At 55.9% G+C, this 16,319-nt stretch carries 11 protein-coding genes, 1 rRNA gene and 1 riboswitch; of the genes, 5 read left to right on the top strand and 7 right to left on the bottom strand.

The features are described from left to right. Positions 1–78 precede the first annotated feature (78 nt). Both yjbE and pgi read right to left on the bottom strand, forming a co-directional pair. Positions 79–327, bottom strand: a complete 249-nt coding sequence (gene yjbE, locus EGK14_RS16320; protein WP_125290158.1) for an exopolysaccharide production protein YjbE — start codon at positions 325–327, stop codon at positions 79–81. A gap of 648 nt (positions 328–975) precedes the next feature. Next, positions 976–2,625 carry a glucose-6-phosphate isomerase gene (gene pgi, locus EGK14_RS16315; protein WP_125290157.1) on the bottom strand — a complete coding sequence of 550 codons (1,650 nt, stop codon included), beginning with the start codon at positions 2,623–2,625 and terminating at the stop codon, positions 976–978. 213 nt (positions 2,626–2,838) lie between these two features. Here pgi and EGK14_RS16310 point away from each other — a divergent pair, with 213 nt between their 5' ends. Together EGK14_RS16310 and lysC are read left to right on the top strand one after the other, a co-directional pair. Continuing rightward, a complete protein-coding gene (locus tag EGK14_RS16310; RefSeq protein ID WP_125290156.1) occupies positions 2,839–4,641 on the top strand; it encodes a sodium:proton antiporter in 1,803 nt (600 codons plus the stop codon). A 52-nt stretch (positions 4,642–4,693) separates the two neighbouring features. Continuing rightward, a riboswitch (Lysine riboswitch) is annotated at positions 4,694–4,887 on the top strand. A 94-nt stretch (positions 4,888–4,981) separates the two neighbouring features. Further along, on the top strand, positions 4,982–6,334 hold the full coding sequence (gene lysC / locus EGK14_RS16305; RefSeq protein WP_125290155.1) for a lysine-sensitive aspartokinase 3: 1,353 nt from the start codon (positions 4,982–4,984) through the stop codon (positions 6,332–6,334). Between the two features lie 28 nt (positions 6,335–6,362). Here the strand turns inward: lysC and EGK14_RS21310 are convergent, their stop codons facing one another. Continuing rightward, positions 6,363–6,518 carry a hypothetical protein gene (locus EGK14_RS21310; RefSeq protein WP_158616059.1) on the bottom strand — a complete coding sequence of 52 codons (156 nt, stop codon included), beginning with the start codon at positions 6,516–6,518 and terminating at the stop codon, positions 6,363–6,365. Between the two features lie 158 nt (positions 6,519–6,676). Between EGK14_RS21310 and aqpZ the strand changes: the two genes are divergently transcribed. Next, positions 6,677–7,369 carry an aquaporin Z gene (aqpZ, locus tag EGK14_RS16300; RefSeq protein WP_125290154.1) on the top strand — a complete coding sequence of 231 codons (693 nt, stop codon included), beginning with the start codon at positions 6,677–6,679 and terminating at the stop codon, positions 7,367–7,369. Positions 7,370–7,533: 164 nt separating this feature from the next. Beyond that, on the top strand, positions 7,534–8,451 hold the full coding sequence (gene panS / locus EGK14_RS16295) for a ketopantoate/pantoate/pantothenate transporter PanS (protein ID WP_125290153.1): 918 nt from the start codon (positions 7,534–7,536) through the stop codon (positions 8,449–8,451). A 33-nt stretch (positions 8,452–8,484) separates the two neighbouring features. On the opposite strand, the gene EGK14_RS16290 is transcribed toward panS, so the two are convergent. Together EGK14_RS16290 and metH are read right to left on the bottom strand one after the other, a co-directional pair. Beyond that, positions 8,485–10,110: a Na/Pi cotransporter family protein gene (locus EGK14_RS16290; RefSeq protein WP_125290288.1), complete on the bottom strand. Its 1,626-nt coding sequence runs from the start codon at positions 10,108–10,110 to the stop codon at positions 8,485–8,487. A 195-nt stretch (positions 10,111–10,305) separates the two neighbouring features. Next, positions 10,306–13,986: a methionine synthase gene (metH, locus tag EGK14_RS16285; RefSeq protein WP_125290152.1), complete on the bottom strand. Its 3,681-nt coding sequence runs from the start codon at positions 13,984–13,986 to the stop codon at positions 10,306–10,308. Positions 13,987–14,421: 435 nt separating this feature from the next. Here metH and EGK14_RS16280 point away from each other — a divergent pair, with 435 nt between their 5' ends. Beyond that, positions 14,422–14,772 carry a hypothetical protein gene (locus tag EGK14_RS16280; protein ID WP_125290151.1) on the top strand — a complete coding sequence of 117 codons (351 nt, stop codon included), beginning with the start codon at positions 14,422–14,424 and terminating at the stop codon, positions 14,770–14,772. 166 nt (positions 14,773–14,938) lie between these two features. Here EGK14_RS16280 and metA read toward each other — a convergent pair whose 3' ends face one another. Both metA and rrf read right to left on the bottom strand, forming a co-directional pair. Then, positions 14,939–15,868 (bottom strand): homoserine O-succinyltransferase, encoded by a 930-nt coding sequence (gene metA, locus EGK14_RS16275; RefSeq protein ID WP_125290150.1) that lies wholly within the window; start codon positions 15,866–15,868, stop codon positions 14,939–14,941. Between the two features lie 342 nt (positions 15,869–16,210). Further along, positions 16,211–16,319 (bottom strand): 5S ribosomal RNA (rrf, locus tag EGK14_RS16270); the annotation flags it as partial.

Below are 16,319 nucleotides of genomic sequence, written 5' to 3'. Positions count from 1 at the left end.
GGTGTAAGTTCCTGAATGAAGTCTAAAAATATCAAAAAATAACCACACAAGCGTGTGGTTATGATTAATTTACTGCACTTAACGCGTGGTGCTGGTGGTGGTGGTCGTCGTGGTTCCGGTGTTGGAACCGTTACCGCCGCTGCTTGCTGCCAGCGCCACGCCAACCAGCGCGCCAAGCGCGCCCACACCCACTGCCGTGGTCGTCCCGGCGGAAAGGGTTCCCGCCGAGGCGCCCGCTGCGGCACCGGCCTCTTCAGGCGCGGCAAACGCGGCGGAAGCAGTCGCTAAGTACGCTACGGCTGCAGCAGCACATAAGACTTTTTTCATACAAAATCCTTCATAGAATGAATGGATAACTCGCCTGAAAGATTTCAGACCGGCCCATTATAAGGCAATAAATTACCAGAATTCAGGATGGTTAAACGTGCCGGCCGCTGCCGCTTCGCTGCGTGAAACAGAAACATTTTTGGAGGGATAAGGCAATAATTAGTCAATAAACCTGGCAGATCGCTATTTATCGCTGCCATAAGACGACAAGTTAGCGCCATTCACTACCGATTGTGATTAAAACGGGCGTTTGATGGACAGAAAATGCGGCAGCGCGCCTTTTCTGTTAAAAGTGCAGTTTTTCAGTGAGTTAAATCTATTTTTTCATCGTTTTGCGCGGCCCGGGCGCTAATACGTTTCGGACTATTCCTGCCCAAAATTGACTTATCGGCCTGAAATTTAAGAATTTCCTTACCTGAACAGAGGGGCATTCAGCAATTATTGGAAGAGGTATTGCCCTTAAACTCTGCCACAGGGCCGTATTCGTCAGGGCCAGCGGGAAACCGCGTCGCTGTCAAACAGGACCACCAGTAGATAAAAATGGATCTGATAAGCGCATTATTGAGCTAAAAAAGGTCGGCGCGAGGGCCGACCTTCAGACTTTGCTTTGCGCCGCGCCAGCAGAGAGCCGGACGCGTGTCAGCTGTTTCAGCCGCGCCAGTTTTTGTAACGGTTGATCAGGCCGTTGGTGGAGCTGTCATGGCTTGCCACCTGCTCGCTGCCGGACAGTTCAGGCAGGATACGGTTAGCCAGCTGTTTACCCAGCTCCACGCCCCACTGATCGAAGGTGAAGATGTTCAGGATAGCGCCCTGGGTAAAGATTTTGTGCTCGTACAGCGCAATCAGTGCACCCAGGCTGAACGGGTTAATTTCACGCAGCAGGATGGAGTTGGTCGGACGGTTCCCTTCAAACACTTTGAACGGCACGATATGCCCGACGGACTGCGCATCTTTGCCCGCATCAGCGAACTCTTTCTCTACCGTTTCGCGAGATTTGCCGAACGCCAGCGCTTCGGTCTGCGCGAAGAAGTTAGAAAGCAGCTTAGCGTGATGATCGCCCAGCCGGTTGTGGCTGACGGCTGGCGCGATAAAGTCGCACGGCACCAGCTTGGTACCCTGGTGGATCAGCTGATAGAACGCGTGTTGGCCGTTGGTGCCAGGCTCGCCCCAGATGATCGGGCCGGTTTCATAGCTGACAGGATTGCCGTTGCGATCGACATATTTGCCGTTCGATTCCATATTGCCCTGCTGGAAGTAGGCAGCAAAACGATGCATGTACTGGTCGTAAGGCAGGATCGCTTCGGTTTCGGCACCGAAGAAGTTGTTATACCAGATGCCGATCAGCGCCAGGATCACCGGCAGGTTTTGCTCCGCAGGCGTGTTGGCGAAGTGGTTGTCCATCGCGTGGGCGCCGCTCAGCAGCTGCTCGAAGTTATCGAAGCCGATCGACAGCACGATAGAAAGGCCAATCGCCGACCAGAGCGAATAGCGGCCGCCGACCCAGTCCCAAAACTCAAACATGTTGGCGGTGTCGATGCCGAACTCGCCCACGGCTTTAGCGTTGGTAGAGAGCGCGGCGAAGTGTTTCGCTACGTGCTGCTCGTCGCCCGCCGCCTTCAGGAACCAGTCGCGCGCGCTGTGGGCGTTGGTCATGGTTTCCTGGGTGGTGAAGGTTTTTGACGCGACCAGAAACAGCGTGGTTTCCGGGCTGAGATCTTTTACCGTTTCTGCGATATGCGTGCCGTCTACGTTAGAGACGAAATGCATATTCAGATGGTTTTTATACGGACGCAGCGCCTCGGTAACCATAAACGGCCCCAGGTCGGAACCGCCGATACCGATATTGACCACGTCGGTAATGGCTTTGCCGGTGTAGCCTTTCCACGCGCCGCTGATGATGCGTTCAGAGAACGACTTCATCTTCTCCAGCACCGCATTGACTTCCGGCATTACGTCCTTGCCATCGACCATAATCGGCTTGTTGCTGCGGTTGCGCAGGGCAACGTGCAGCACGGCGCGATCTTCAGTACGGTTAATTTTTTCCCCGGAGAACATGGATTTGATAGCATCCTGCAGCTCGGTCTCTTTTGCCAGAGCCTGCAGCTTGTCGAGCGTTTCGCTGGTGATGCGGTTTTTAGAGAAGTCCACCAGCATTTGATCGTCAAAGGTGGCGGAAAATTTGCTGAACCGGTCGGCATCTTTGGCGAACAGTTCGGCAATCTCTACGTCTTTCATCTCTGCAAAATGCTGCTGCAGCGCTTGCCAGGCAGCGGTTTGTGTCGGATTGATATTTTTCATAGCAACACACTCTTTTTATTTAAGAACCGTAAAACAGACCGGGCACCATGTTACCTGTTACGCGTTTTTCGCTCGCCTTTCCCTGCAACAGGTGACGGCTATCAGAGGAGAAGTTTTCCTCTCTTTTGCCCGGGGCTATTTATAATTCAGGCGGCGGGGTGAAACCCGATGCGTTTCAGTATGACTATTCTTGCCCTTTAAAGGAAAAATTTTATGGAGCTTTCTGCGCCACTCCTGTTGGTTATCATTGGATTAAGCTCGCTAGTGGCCCAGTGGCTGGCCTGGTTGCTGCGTTTACCGGCCATTTTACCGCTGCTTGTTTTCGGCATTCTCCTGGGGCCGGTCGGCCATGTTTTGCAGCCGGATGCGCTGTTTGGCGCTCTGCTGTTCCCGCTGGTTTCTCTCTCGGTGGCGATCATTCTGTTTGAAGGCGCGTTGACGCTGCGTTTCGACGAGATCCGCGGGTTAGGCAAGGTGGTGCGCAATCTGGTCACCATCGGCATGTTTATCACTTTTCTGGCTATCGGCCTCACCTGCTGGCTGCTGCTCGACTTCCCGCCAGAGCTGGCGGCGCTGGTCGGTGCCGTCACGGTCGTCACCGGCCCGACGGTTATCGCTCCGCTGATGCGCGTGGTGCGTCCAAACAAGGCTATTAATCAGATCCTGCGCTGGGAAGGCATCGTGATCGATCCGGTAGGCGCTATTTTCACGCTGCTGGTGTTTGAATTCATTGTGCTACAGCAAAAAGCGGAGTCGCTAACCCATCTCTTCTGGACGTTTGGCCTGACCGTGGTGGTCGGCACCGTCGGCGGCGCGCTGTTCGGCTGGCTGATGGGCGTCGCGCTGAAGCGCGTCTGGCTGCCAGGCTATCTGCAAAACTTCGCGGTGCTGGCCATTACGCTGACCGCTTTCGGCGCGTCGAACGCTATTGCCGACGAGTCGGGCCTGCTGACCGTCACCGTGATGGGGATCTGGCTGGCCAACATGCGTGATGTGGATTTGAGCGAGATTATCGCCTTTAAAGAGGAGCTGTCGGCGCTGCTGATCTCCGCGCTGTTTATTATTCTGGCCGCCAGGCTGGATCTCGGCGCGCTGCTGGCGATGGGCTGGCCGCTGCTTGGCCTGCTGCTGGTGGTGCAGTTTATCGCTCGTCCGCTCTGTATCGCACTCTCTACCTGGGGCTCCTCGCTCTCCTGGCGCGACAAGCTGCTGCTGAGCTGGATTTCGCCGCGCGGCATCGTGGCGGCGGCGGTCAGCTCGCTGTTTGCGCTGACGCTGGAAAAAACCGGCTATGAAGGTGCCAGCCGGCTGGTGACCGTCGTGTTTGCGGTGATTATCGGCACCGTAGTGCTGCAAAGCCTGACCAGCTCGTTGCTGGCCCGTGCGCTGCGCGTGCAGCAACGGGAGCCGCGCGGCATCCTGATTATCGGCGCGAACAGCGTCGCCCGCGCGCTGGCTGCCGCGCTGCAAAAGCTGGATCTGCCCGTGCTGGTGACGGACAGCAGCTGGGAATATTATCGGTTGGCCCGGATGGAAGGCATTCCCGCTTACTACGGCAACGCCTGGTCGGATCATGCTGAAAACTTCCTTGACCTCAGTGAAACGGCCCAGGTGCTTGCCCTGTCGCCCAATCGCCATCAAAATGCGCTGGCCGTTTACCATTTCAGCCATATTTTTGGTAACAACAACGTGGCGGCTATTCGTTCGGGCGCCGCGCTGAAAGGCCGCCGCGACAGTGAAAGCCCGCGCTTTCGCCGTCATGAAGTGCTGTTCAGCCAGGAGCATACCTATGCTCGCCTCAGTAGCCTGCTGGCGAAAGGCGGCGTAATCAAAGCGACGAGCCTGAATGAAAATTTCGGCTGGGAAGAGTATCTGGAAAAGAATCAGAACGCGCTGTTACTCTTTGTGCAGGACGAACAGGGCAAGCTGAAAACAGGCGACGGCCAACCGCCCGTGCTGCCCTGCACGGTGATCGCCCTGGTACAAAATGAATCATCGGCCAGCGCCGGGGATTGACAGCAAGGCAATAACCCGGTATTTCTGGGCGGCTAGCTGCGCATCTGATGCGCAGGCCAGAAGAGGCGCGTCGCCCAGGCAGTGTGTTGGAGGAACCGAATCCGTAGAAAACACATCAGGGGGAGCGACGCCGAGGTACAAACCATGCGGTATGGGGCGTATCGGCTACAGGGGCTGAATCCTCTGGGTTGTCACCACGATCGTCCGCCGGGCGGACGGTTTGCAAGGTGGAGCGCTTCTGGGTGACTCGTAGTAATCCCTTTTCTACGTCTGCCCCGTTTCTGCTCTTCCCTTGTGCCAAGGCTGATAGATTTTAACCTGACACGAGGTATGTCAAGACATGTCCCAATCATTGATCGTGGCGAAGTTCGGCGGCACCAGCGTTGCCGATTACGCCGCCATGAACCGCAGCGCCGACGTGGTGCTGGCCGATCCGAATGTGCGCGTGGTGGTGCTTTCCGCCTCTGCGGGTGTCACCAACCTGTTGGTTTCCCTGGCGGAAGGCCTGGAGCAGGAGCAGCGTGCTTATCAACTGGATGAGATCCGCCGCATCCAGTACGCCATTGTTGACCAGCTGCCGCATTCTGAAGTGATTCGCGACGAAATCGATCGCGTGCTGGAAAACATCACCATGCTTTCCGAAGCCGCCGCGCTGGCTACCTCGACCGCGCTGACCGATGAGCTGGTCAGCCACGGTGAACTGATGTCCAGCCTGCTGTTTGTAGAGATCCTGCGCCAGCGCGAAGTGGCCTCCGAGTGGTTTGACGTGCGTAAAGTGATGCGCACCAACGACCGCTTTGGTCGTGCAGAGCCGGATGTCGCGCTGCTGGCGGAACTGACGCAGGCACAGCTGGCGCCGCGCCTGGACAAAGCGCTGATCGTGACCCAGGGCTTTATCGGCAGCGAGCCGAAAGGCCGCACCACCACGCTGGGCCGCGGCGGCAGCGACTATACCGCCGCGCTGCTGGGCGAAGCGCTGCACGCAAGCCGTATTGATATCTGGACCGATGTACCGGGCATCTATACCACCGATCCGCGCGTGGTGCCGACGGCGAAACGCATTGATGAAATCACCTTTGGCGAAGCGGCGGAGATGGCGACGTTTGGCGCCAAGGTGCTGCATCCGGCCACGCTGTTGCCTGCCGTACGCAGCGATATTCCGGTGTTCGTCGGCTCCAGTAAAGATCCGGCCGCTGGCGGCACGCGCGTCTGCAACGAAACGCAGGATCCGCCGCTGTTCCGCGCGCTGGCCCTGCGCCGCAAGCAGACGCTGCTGACGCTGCATAGCCTGAATATGCTGCACGCACGCGGCTTTCTGGTTGAGGTTTTCACCATTCTCGCGCGCCATAATATCTCGGTCGATCTGATTACCACTTCAGAAGTGAGCGTTGCGCTGACGCTGGATACCACCGGCTCTACGTCCAACAGCGATGGCCTGCTGACTCAGGCGCTGCTGACCGAGCTTTCTTCGCTGTGCCGCGTAGAGGTAGAAGAGAACCTGGCGCTGGTGGCGTTGATCGGCAATCAGCTTTCCAAAGCCTGCGGCGTCGGTAAAGAGGTCTTCGGCGTGCTGGAGCCGTTTAACCTGCGCCTGATCTGCTATGGTGCAAGCAGCTTTAACCTCTGCTTCCTGGTGCCGGGCAACGATGCCGAACAAGTGGTGCAGGCACTGCATAAAAATCTGTTTGAGTAAGCGTGAAAGCCGGGCGGAAGCCCGGCTTTCAGATTGCTGACAAGCCTGACGGCACCCTGCCGTTTTTCGCAGCATCAATGCCGCGCTTCATTAGCCCAATGGTAGCCGGATATCCTGCAGGCTTATTATCCGCCTCAGGCCCAGCCTTGCCCGCTTTTTTACTTTTCTTGTTTTTCCCTTTCATCGTTTTACTCAGCGAGCGCTTATCTTTTGATCTGGCTCAAGCCAGTTGCTATTAAAACAGCAGATCCGCCTGCAGGCAGCATATTCTCCGTTCCGTTGATTTTCCGGTTGGACAAGCCGGGGATAATCGTGGCGTTAAATCACATAATGGAGCAAAACATGCGTAGGTTAGTCGCTGAATCGCTGGGAACCTTTGTGCTGGTTCTCGGCGGCTGTGGTAGCGCGGTATTAGCTGCGGCTTTTCCCGAGTCGGGAATGGGTTTTGTCGGCGTATCGCTGGCGTTTGGCCTGACCGTCCTGACGATGGCTTATGCCGTAGGGCATATTTCGGGCGGTCATTTCAATCCGGCGGTAACGCTGGGCCTGTGGGCCGGCGGCCGTTTTCCCGCCTCGCAAATCCTTCCCTATGTTCTGGCGCAGGTTATGGGCGGCGCGCTGGCGGCAGGCATGCTTTATACGATCGCCAGCGGCAAAGCCTCTTTTGACGCAGCAGCCAGCGGTTTTGCCGCCAACGGCTACGGCGAGCATTCGCCTGGCGGTTTCCCTCTGCTGTCCGGCATGATTGTGGAAGCCGTGCTGACCGCTATTTTCCTGATCGTTATCCACGGCGCCACCGACAAACGCGCGCCGAAGGGCTTTGCGCCCATTGCTATCGGTCTTGCGCTGACCCTGATCCATTTGATCAGCATTCCGGTGACCAATACCTCAGTTAACCCGGCACGCAGCACTGCCGTGGCTATCTTCCAGGGCGGCTGGGCGCTGGACCAGCTATGGATGTTCTGGGCGATGCCGCTCGTCGGCGCGCTGGTTGGCGGCCTGATTTACCGCGTTGTGCTGGAGGAAAAAGCGTAACGCCTTCTGGCGGGTCGCTGCTGGCCCGCCCTCGCCCGCCTCTTTGCTCCGCGGTCCGCTCATTCTTCCTTTCCCATCAGCTAATGCTATGATTCGACGACCGCTTTTCCCTCGTTCCGGGAAAACGGCACTCTATAATCACAACATCAAAAGGAAGTCTGGCCATGCTCGCCACCGTTACCCGACTGTTCCCGTTATGGGCAGTCCTGCTTTCCCTTGCTGCCTGGTACACGCCCACCCCCTTTCTGGGTATGGGGCCCTGGGTCACTTATTTGCTGATGCTGATTATGTTCGGCATGGGCGTCACGCTGAATATCAATGATTTCAAACGCGTGCTGACCCGACCGGCACCGGTGATCGCCGGCACGTTTCTGCACTATCTGGTGATGCCGCTCGCCGCCTGGGCGCTGGCAAAACTGTTTAAGATGCCGCCGGATCTGGCGGCGGGCATGATCCTGGTCGGCAGCGTCGCCAGCGGCACCGCTTCCAACGTGATGATCTATCTGGCAAAGGGCGACGTGGCGCTGTCGGTGACCATCTCGTCCGTCTCTGCGCTGGTAGGCGTATTCGCCACGCCGCTGCTGACCAGGCTCTATGTGGACACGCATATTCAGGTGGACGTCGCCGGGATGCTGCTGAGCATCGTTAAAATCGTGGTGGTGCCGATTAGCATTGGTCTGATTGTCCATCACACGCTGCACGGCGTGGTACGCCGCGTGGAGCCTTATCTGCCCGCTTTTTCCATGGTCTGTATTCTGCTGATTATCAGCGCCGTCGTAGCGGGCAGTCAGGGCTTTATCGGGTCGGTGGGGCTGGTGACGATAGCCGCAGTGATCCTGCATAACGCGCTCGGCCTGCTGGGCGGCTACTGGGGCGGCAAGCTGTTTGGCTTTGATGAATCCACCTGCCGTACGCTGGCGCTGGAGGTGGGGATGCAAAACTCCGGCCTGGCGGCGACGCTGGGCAAGCTTTACTTCTCACCGCTGGCCGCGCTGCCGGGCGCGCTGTTCTCGGTCTGGCACAACCTTTCCGGCTCGCTGCTGGCGGGCTACTGGTCCAGCAAACCCATCAGCAAAAAATAGCGTTTCTCCCCCGCATTGTCGCGGGGGCTTGCATTATTCCTCATCCCTGGGATCGTCAGGCTGCTCCAGCACGCTGTAGGCAACTGCGCAAAATAGCGAGTTCAACCTTTTCATATCGCCCAGCAAACCCAGATGCAGCGAACTGGTTTCTATACTCTGCACGTTTTGCTGATGCAGACGATCGACATGCTTATGCGAATAGCGGCGAGTTGTAATGCGGAAACGGTGCTTGGCGCGCCGCAGCCGCTTAGCGCTGGTGACGTCGTGTGATAAAAATACCGACAGGCTCAGACGCAGGTTGGCGTTGAGCTGCTCAAGCAGCGCGTCCAGTTCCGCCAGCCCCTCCACCGAAAAAGCGCGGCGTGCATTCAGCGACTTATCCACCACATCGCCGCTCATGCGCTCCAGAATATCGCCCGCCATTTCCAGGTTCAGCGCCATTTCGATGGTTTCCGCCCAGCGCCGCGAATCCTCTTCCGGCAGATCTTCTTTCGGCATCTGCGCCAGGTAGAGTTTGATCGCGGTATAAAGTATGTCAACGTCGTCGTCCAGCCGCCGGATTTCCCTTTCCTCACGCAGCTCGCCATGCATCACTTTACTGAAGCTGGTCAGCATCTGTTCCAGCACGTCGCCCATGCGCAGCGTCTCTCTTGAAGCGTTCGCCAACGCCAGCGCAGGCGTATCCAGCGCGCTGCTGTCCAGATGTTTCGGCTTCAGGCGCAGATCCGTTTCCGGCTCTTCACGAATAATTCGCTGGCACAGATCGGCCATCAGATCGGCGAAAGAAACCATCACCAGACAACGGATCAGGTTGTAGAAGACGTGGAAAAAGATCACCAGCTCTTCATCGTTAACCGGCAGCTTTTGCAGCCAGTCCGCCAGCAGATCGATAAAAGGCAGCACCATCAGCGAGCCGATAAATTTGAACAGCAGGCTGCCCAGCGCCACCTGTTTTCCTGCGGCATTGGAGCCGCTGTTGTTCAGCATCGCCAGCAGACCGCTGCCCAGATTCGCGCCGATCACCAGACACAGCGCCACCTTAAAAGAGATAACGCCGGTCGCGGTGAGCGTGGCGGTGATCAGCACCGCCGCCAGACTCGAATAGCTGATAATGGCAAATACCGCGCCAATCAGCGAGTCCAGCATTACGTCGCCGGTAAGTGAAGAGAAGATTACCTTAACGCCTGCGGCCTGGGTGATCGGCGTCGCCGCCGCGACGATCAGCTGTAGCGCCAGCAGGATCAGCCCCAGTCCGATGCTGGCCCGGCCAAGCTGTCCGGCGCGCGTCTGTTTGCGGCCCAGGAAAAAAACCACGCCAAAGAATATAAACAGCGGCGACAGCCAGGAAAGATCAAAGGTCAGGATGCGCGCCATGAGCGCCGTCCCCACGTCCGCGCCCAGAATGATCACCAGCGCGGGCGTCAGCGCCACCAGCTCCTGCGCCACAAATGAAGTCACCAGCAGCGTGGTGGCATTGCTGCTCTGCACCAGCGCGGTGACGCCGATGCCGGCCACAAAGGCCATTGGCTTTTTCGCCACGCTGCGGCTGAGCACGCGGCGGAGATCTGCGCCGTAAACTCGCATAATGCCGGTACGAACAATATGCGTTCCCCACACCAGCAGCGCTACGGCAGAAAGTAAATTAAGCAGGGTCAGCACCGATATTAACCTCACGGATTTTCACGAATAAAAGCTTTAGTCCTGATGAGCGACCGTCGCCTTAAGTTTAGTCGCTCTGGCGAAAAAGCTTTTTTATCAGCGTTATATTATCGAAACAAGACCGGGAGGCTGGCGTTAGCCGAAGCGCAGGCGGGAGAAAAGCAGGGCGGATACTGCGCTCCGCCCAGGCGTCGATCAGTCGGCGTCATAACCCAGGTTTGAGGCCAGCCAGCGTTCAACTTCGCCGATCGACATCCCTTTGCGCTGCGCGTAATCTTCTACCTGATCGCGTTGCAGCTGAGCGACCGCAAAATATTTGCTTTGCGGATGGCTGAAGTACCAGCCGGAAACCGACGCGCCCGGCCACATGGCACAGGATCCCGTCAGCCTCATGCCGGTATGGGTTTCCACATCCAGCAGCTGCCAGATGGTCGCCTTCCCGGTGTGTTCCGGACAGGCGGGATAGCCGGGCGCGGGACGAATGCCCTGATAGTTCTCACGGATCAGCTCCTCGTTGCTCAGGTTTTCCGTGGGCGCAAAGCCCCAGATGACCTTACGAACTCGTTCATGCAGATATTCCGCGAATGCTTCCGCCAGACGATCCGCCAGCGCTTTCACCATGATTTTGTTGTAATCATCATGAGCGGCGTCATAGGCTTCCGCCAGCGAATCTTCTTCCAGACCGCCGGTAACGGCGAACGCGCCCAGATAATCGGCTTTGCGGCTGTTGGCCGGCGCCACAAAATCGGCCAGGCAGTAGTTCGCGAAACCCGTTTTTTCCGTCTGCTGACGTAAGTGATGGCTTACTTGCAGAATGTCGCGGCGTGCTTCGTCGCGATAAATATGGATATCGTCGCCGACGCGGTTAGCCGGAAAGAGACCCACTACGCCGCGCGGTATAAGCGTCTGCTTCGCGCTCAGCTCATCCAGCATTGCGTTCGCATCGGCAAAAAGCCGTTGCGCCTCAACACCCACCACGTCATCTTCCAGAATACGGGGATATTTACCTGCCAGCGACCAGGTCATAAAGAACGGCGTCCAGTCTATATAGTGCCGCAGCGTTTCGATGTTAGCGCTTACTTCGCTTATGCCCAGCCGGGGCGGTACGGGCGGCGTATAACCTTCCCAGTCCAGCGCCAGGGCATTAGCCCTTGCCGTCACCAGCGAGACCGGCGGCGTGCGCGGCTTTTTACGACCGTGCTGGATGCGCACCGTTTCATACTCTTTACGCGTGCGGGACACGAAATCATCTCGCTGCGTGGCGGAAAGCAGCGCTGAAACCACGCCAACCGTGCGCGAGGCGTTTTGCACATAGACCGTTGGGCCGCTATAGTGTTGCTCGATTTTAACGGCCGTATGCGCTTTGGACGTGGTTGCGCCGCCGATCAGCAGCGGTAGCGTAAAGCCCTGTCGCTCCATCTCTTTCGCCACGTTGACCATCTCGTCCAGCGACGGCGTAATCAGCCCCGACAGACCGATGATATCGGCATTTTGTTCTCTGGCGGTTTTAAGAATTTTATCGCCGGGCACCATCACGCCCAGATCGACGATTTCGTAGTTGTTGCATTGCAGCACCACGCCGACGATATTTTTACCAATGTCGTGAACATCGCCTTTTACCGTAGCCAGCACGATTTTGCCGTTGGTACTGCCCTTCTCTTTGCTCGCCTCAATATAAGGCTCCAGATAAGCCACCGCCTGCTTCATTACGCGCGCGGATTTCACTACCTGTGGCAGGAACATTTTGCCTTCGCCAAACAGGTCGCCGACCACGTTCATGCCCGCCATCAGCGGCCCCTCAATCACCTCAATCGGGCGACTCGCCTTCTGGCGCGCGGCCTCGGTATCTTCTTCAATAAATTCGGTAATGCCTTTAACCAGCGAATACTTCAGCCGCTTTTCCACTGCCCAGCTGCGCCATTCCGCCTGCGGCTTGTTTCCGTCGTCCGCCTTGCTGCCACGATATTTTTCCGCCAGCGCCAGCAGCCGCTCGGTGCTGTCTTCACGCCGGTTAAGCACCACGTCTTCTACCGCGTCGCGCAGATCTGGCGCCAGGTCGTCATAGATGGCCAGCTGACCGGCATTGACGATCCCCATATCCATACCGTTGCGAATAGCGTAATAAAGGAAAACCGCGTGGATAGCTTCACGTACCGCATCGTTGCCGCGAAAGGAAAAGGAGACGTTGGAGACGCCGCCTGAAATCATCGCGTGCGGCAGCTCTCGCCTGATATCTTCACAGGCGCCGATAAAATCCATCGCGTAGTTGTTGTGCTCTTCAATGCCGGTAGCGACCGCAAAAATATTGGGGTCGAAAATGATATCTTCCGGCGGGAAGCCAACCTCTTCCGTCAGAATCTGATAGGCGCGACGGCAGATAGCGATTTTACGTTCGCGGGTATCCGCCTGGCCAACCTCGTCAAACGCCATCACCACCATTGCCGCGCCGTAACGCCGCACAAGGCGTGCGCGATGTATAAAGGCTTCAACCCCTTCCTTCATCGAAATGGAGTTAACGATGCCTTTGCCCTGAATGCACTGCAGGCCGCTTTCAATCACTTCCCATTTGGAAGAGTCGATCATTACCGGGACGCGTGCAATATCCGGCTCACCGGCAATCAGATTCAGGAAGCGTACCATCGCCGCCTGCGCATCCAGCATCCCCTCGTCCATATTGATATCAACGATCTGCGCGCCGTTTTCCACCTGCTGCAACGCCACTTCCAGCGCCTCGCTGTACTTCTCTTCTTTGATCAGACGCCTGAATTTTGCCGAGCCGGTAACGTTAGTGCGCTCGCCGACGTTGACGAACAGCGTTTCGGCGCTAATGTTCAGCGGTTCGAGACCGGAAAGACGACAGGCCACGGGCAGGTCCGGCAGCTGGCGAGGCGTAACGCCCTCTACCGTGGCGGCCATTGCGGCAATATGTGCTGGCGTAGTGCCGCAGCAGCCGCCGACGATATTTAAAAAGCCCGATCGCGCCCATTCACCTATCTGCTCCGCCATGATGGTCGCGTCCAGATTGTATTCACCAAAGGCATCAGGCAGGCCCGCATTAGGATGGGCGGTCACGTAGCTTTCCGCAATGCGCGACAGCTCCGCCACGTACTGACGCAGCTCGTCCGGCCCCAGCGCGCAGTTCAGTCCGAACGACAGCGGCTGCGCATGACGCAGCGAATTATAAAAAGCTTCGCTAGTCTGTCCCGAAAGCGTACGGCCGGATGCGTCGGTAATGGTGCCGGAAATCATCAGCGGCAGCGTAATGCCCTGCTCGTCAAATTCGCTTTTTACCGCGAAGATGGCCGCTTTGGCATTTAACGTATCGAAAATGGTTTCGATCATAATAATATCAACGCCGCCCGCCATCAGCGCCTTTGTTGATTCACGGTAGGCTTCGACCAGCTGATTAAAAGTGATATTACGGAAGGCAGGATCGTTAACGTCCGGCGAAATCGAGCAGGTGCGGTTAGTTGGCCCCAAAACGCCTGCAACATAGCGTGGCTTTTCGGGCGTGCGGGCAGTCCAGGCATCGGCGCACTCGCGGGCCAGCTTTGCGGCGGCAAAGTTAATTTCCGCCGACAGCGTGGCCATATGGTAATCCGCCATCGCAACAGGGGTGGCGTTGAACGTGTTAGTTTCCAGAATATCTGCGCCCGCCTGTAGATAGGCGTGATGAATGTCGCTTATCACATCAGGCCGCGTCAGCACCAGCAGGTCGTTATTGCCCTTCAGATCGCTCTGCCAGTCGGCAAAACGCTCGCCGCGAAAATCCTCTTCGCTCAGGCGATAGCTCTGGATCATGGTGCCCATGCCGCCATCCAGCACCATGATGCGTTTCGCCAGCTGCTGATGCAGCGCTTCTGTTCTGTTGCCCACTGTTGCCTCTTTTTCACCTGCGGCGAGATGCCGGCAATCCATACTGGCATAAGTTTTCAGCATGTAAAGCGGGCGACCCCGCGAGATGTTCAGCGTCATACAGGGAAGAGGCGTATTATTTAAATATCGTGAGCAATATCACCTCTAAGAGATTTAAATGGGATTAGGTTAGCAACCTCAGGAGGTGCCTGATGAAAATTTTGCCCCAGAAGCCAAAAGCAATAGTGTTAAAATATAAAAACAGGAAAATATTTTTTTTCCTTGAAGTTATCGCCATATTATTGTGTGCTTTATTAGGATATTTTTTATCATTTTTTAATATTTCCAAAGAATTTTCTTTAGAAATAATAATCCTTATTACGCCCTTAACCATTATTTTTATGGAGTACCTGTATAGAAAATTAAGTTAATAGTTTTTATTTCAAGGGACAGAAAATGAAAATTTTATCTCCAGAAGAAACTAAAGCGGTCGCTGGCGGAAACGCAAACTCTAACTATGAAGGAGGATGCGTATCAAAAGCTGCAAAAAATGCGGTACGTGGAGGCATAGCTGGCGGCATAGCTGGCGGCATAGCAGGTGGTATAACCGGAGGCTTAATGGGGTTACCCGCCGGCCCTGAAGGTATAATAGCGGGCGCGGCATTAGGCTATGTCAGAGGAGCCATCCGGGGAGCAGCAGTGGAAGGTGTAAAATCTTATATTGCCTGTTCATCCGGAAACGGCGGTGGCGGTGGCGGTGGTAGCGGTAATAATTCCTGCTCTTCAGGTTCGGGACAATGCAGCTGATAGCATTCTGTGATGCTTCTGTTCATTCCCAAACTGCGTTATAAGAAATACAGCTTTTTTTATAAAACCGTGTCGGCGATAGAGTTGCTGCTGACCAGGAAAATTATTCATTTATCGTCATAATTACTTCTGACTAATAGGCCAATATTTCTATTGGCCTTTACCTTTACTCCAGCGTTGGGTTCATATGGCGCAGATCGAATGGCGTAATCTGGTAAACGTAGTAGTTTAGCCAGTTTGAAAACAGCAGATTGCCATGGCTGCGCCAGCTGGCGCGAGGCGGCAGCTCCGGGTTATCCTGTGGGAAGTAATTACAGGGTATCTCCGGGTTTAATCCCGCCTCATAGTCACGATGGTATTCACCGGACAGCGTCAGCGCATCGTATTCCGGGTGGCCGGTGACGAAAGCCAGCCGCTTATCTTTACTGGCAAACAGATAGGCGCCTGTTTCTTCCGACTCCGCAAAGATCTCCAGATCCGTATAGTCGCGCAGCAGGTGCGTCGGGAAATCCGCATAGCGTGAATGCGGCGCCAGAAAAGTATCGTCGAAGCCACGCGTTAACAGGGCGTGCGGATGCAGAATACGATGCTCATAAACGCCCGACAGCTTTTTATCGCGCGTCTGCTTGGGAATGCCATAAAGAATATTTAACGCTGCCTGTACTGCCCAGCAGACAAATAGCGTTGAGGTTACATGCTCTTTGGCCCAGTGCAGCACGCGCTGGATCTGCGGCCAGTAGGCTACGTCGTTGAAATCGACCAGGCCCAGCGGTGCCCCGGTAACGATCAGCCCATCATAGTTATTGTCCTGAATATCCTCAAAATTACAGTAAAAGTTGTTCAGGTGTTCCACAGGCGTATTGCGCGATTCGCGACTGTCGACGCGCAGAAGCTGAATGTCGATTTGCAACGGCGAGTTGGAAAGCAGACGTAAAAACTGGTTCTCCGTCTCGATTTTCTTAGGCATCAGATTCAGAACCAGCACTTTTAACGGGCGGATTTCCTGAGTGCTGGCCCTTGTAGAGGTCATCACAAAAACATTTTCATTACGCAGAAAATTCACGGCTGGTAATTCATCGGGTACCCTAATCGGCATCGTTTACTTCCTCGGCTAACCATTTATACGTTTAGACATCCAGACAGCCAAAGATAGCGGGTCAGACGCTAAAAGTCGAGGCGAGATGAAGTAATTGAAAATGTTTCATCAAGGATCAAAAGGCTGATAAATATACCGGACGACGCAAATGATAGAGTAAAAAGGAGGTATCAGGCAGAAAGTTGGAGGGCAAAAAAGCCTTGTAGCTCCTGAATCGATTACTAAAAGCGGTTTATTTGCAGCGTGCGGCTCTAAAAACCGGAACGGAACCGCCTTCCCGGCGCACCCGGCGCACAAACGCAAAAAACCCCGACCGTGAGGTCGGGGTTATCGCAATCTGATGCCTGGCAGTTCCCTACTCTCGCATGGGGAGGCCCCACACTACCATCGGCGCTACGGCGTTTCACTTCTGAGTTCGGCATGGGGTCAGGTGGGACCACCGCGCTAAAGC

The organism is Erwinia sp. 198, from assembly GCF_003937915.1.
GTDB lineage: Bacteria > Pseudomonadota > Gammaproteobacteria > Enterobacterales > Enterobacteriaceae > Erwinia > Erwinia aeris.
The sequence above is the reverse complement of the archived record's forward strand: the minus strand, read 5'-3'. Positions and strand labels throughout refer to the sequence as shown.

Excerpts from the sequence above, each read along its gene's own strand:
- yjbE (WP_125290158.1), bottom strand. The coding sequence starts at position 327 with ATGAAAAAAGTCTTATGTGCTGCTGCAGCCGTAGCGTACTTAGCGACT.
- pgi (WP_125290157.1), bottom strand. The coding sequence starts at position 2,625 with ATGAAAAATATCAATCCGACACAAACCGCTGCCTGGCAAGCGCTGCAG.
- EGK14_RS16310 (WP_125290156.1), top strand. The coding sequence starts at position 2,839 with ATGGAGCTTTCTGCGCCACTCCTGTTGGTTATCATTGGATTAAGCTCG.
- lysC (WP_125290155.1), top strand. The coding sequence starts at position 4,982 with ATGTCCCAATCATTGATCGTGGCGAAGTTCGGCGGCACCAGCGTTGCC.
- EGK14_RS21310 (WP_158616059.1), bottom strand. The coding sequence starts at position 6,518 with ATGAAAGGGAAAAACAAGAAAAGTAAAAAAGCGGGCAAGGCTGGGCCT.
- aqpZ (WP_125290154.1), top strand. The coding sequence starts at position 6,677 with ATGCGTAGGTTAGTCGCTGAATCGCTGGGAACCTTTGTGCTGGTTCTC.
- panS (WP_125290153.1), top strand. The coding sequence starts at position 7,534 with ATGCTCGCCACCGTTACCCGACTGTTCCCGTTATGGGCAGTCCTGCTT.
- EGK14_RS16280 (WP_125290151.1), top strand. The coding sequence starts at position 14,422 with ATGAAAATTTTATCTCCAGAAGAAACTAAAGCGGTCGCTGGCGGAAAC.
- metA (WP_125290150.1), bottom strand. The coding sequence starts at position 15,868 with ATGCCGATTAGGGTACCCGATGAATTACCAGCCGTGAATTTTCTGCGT.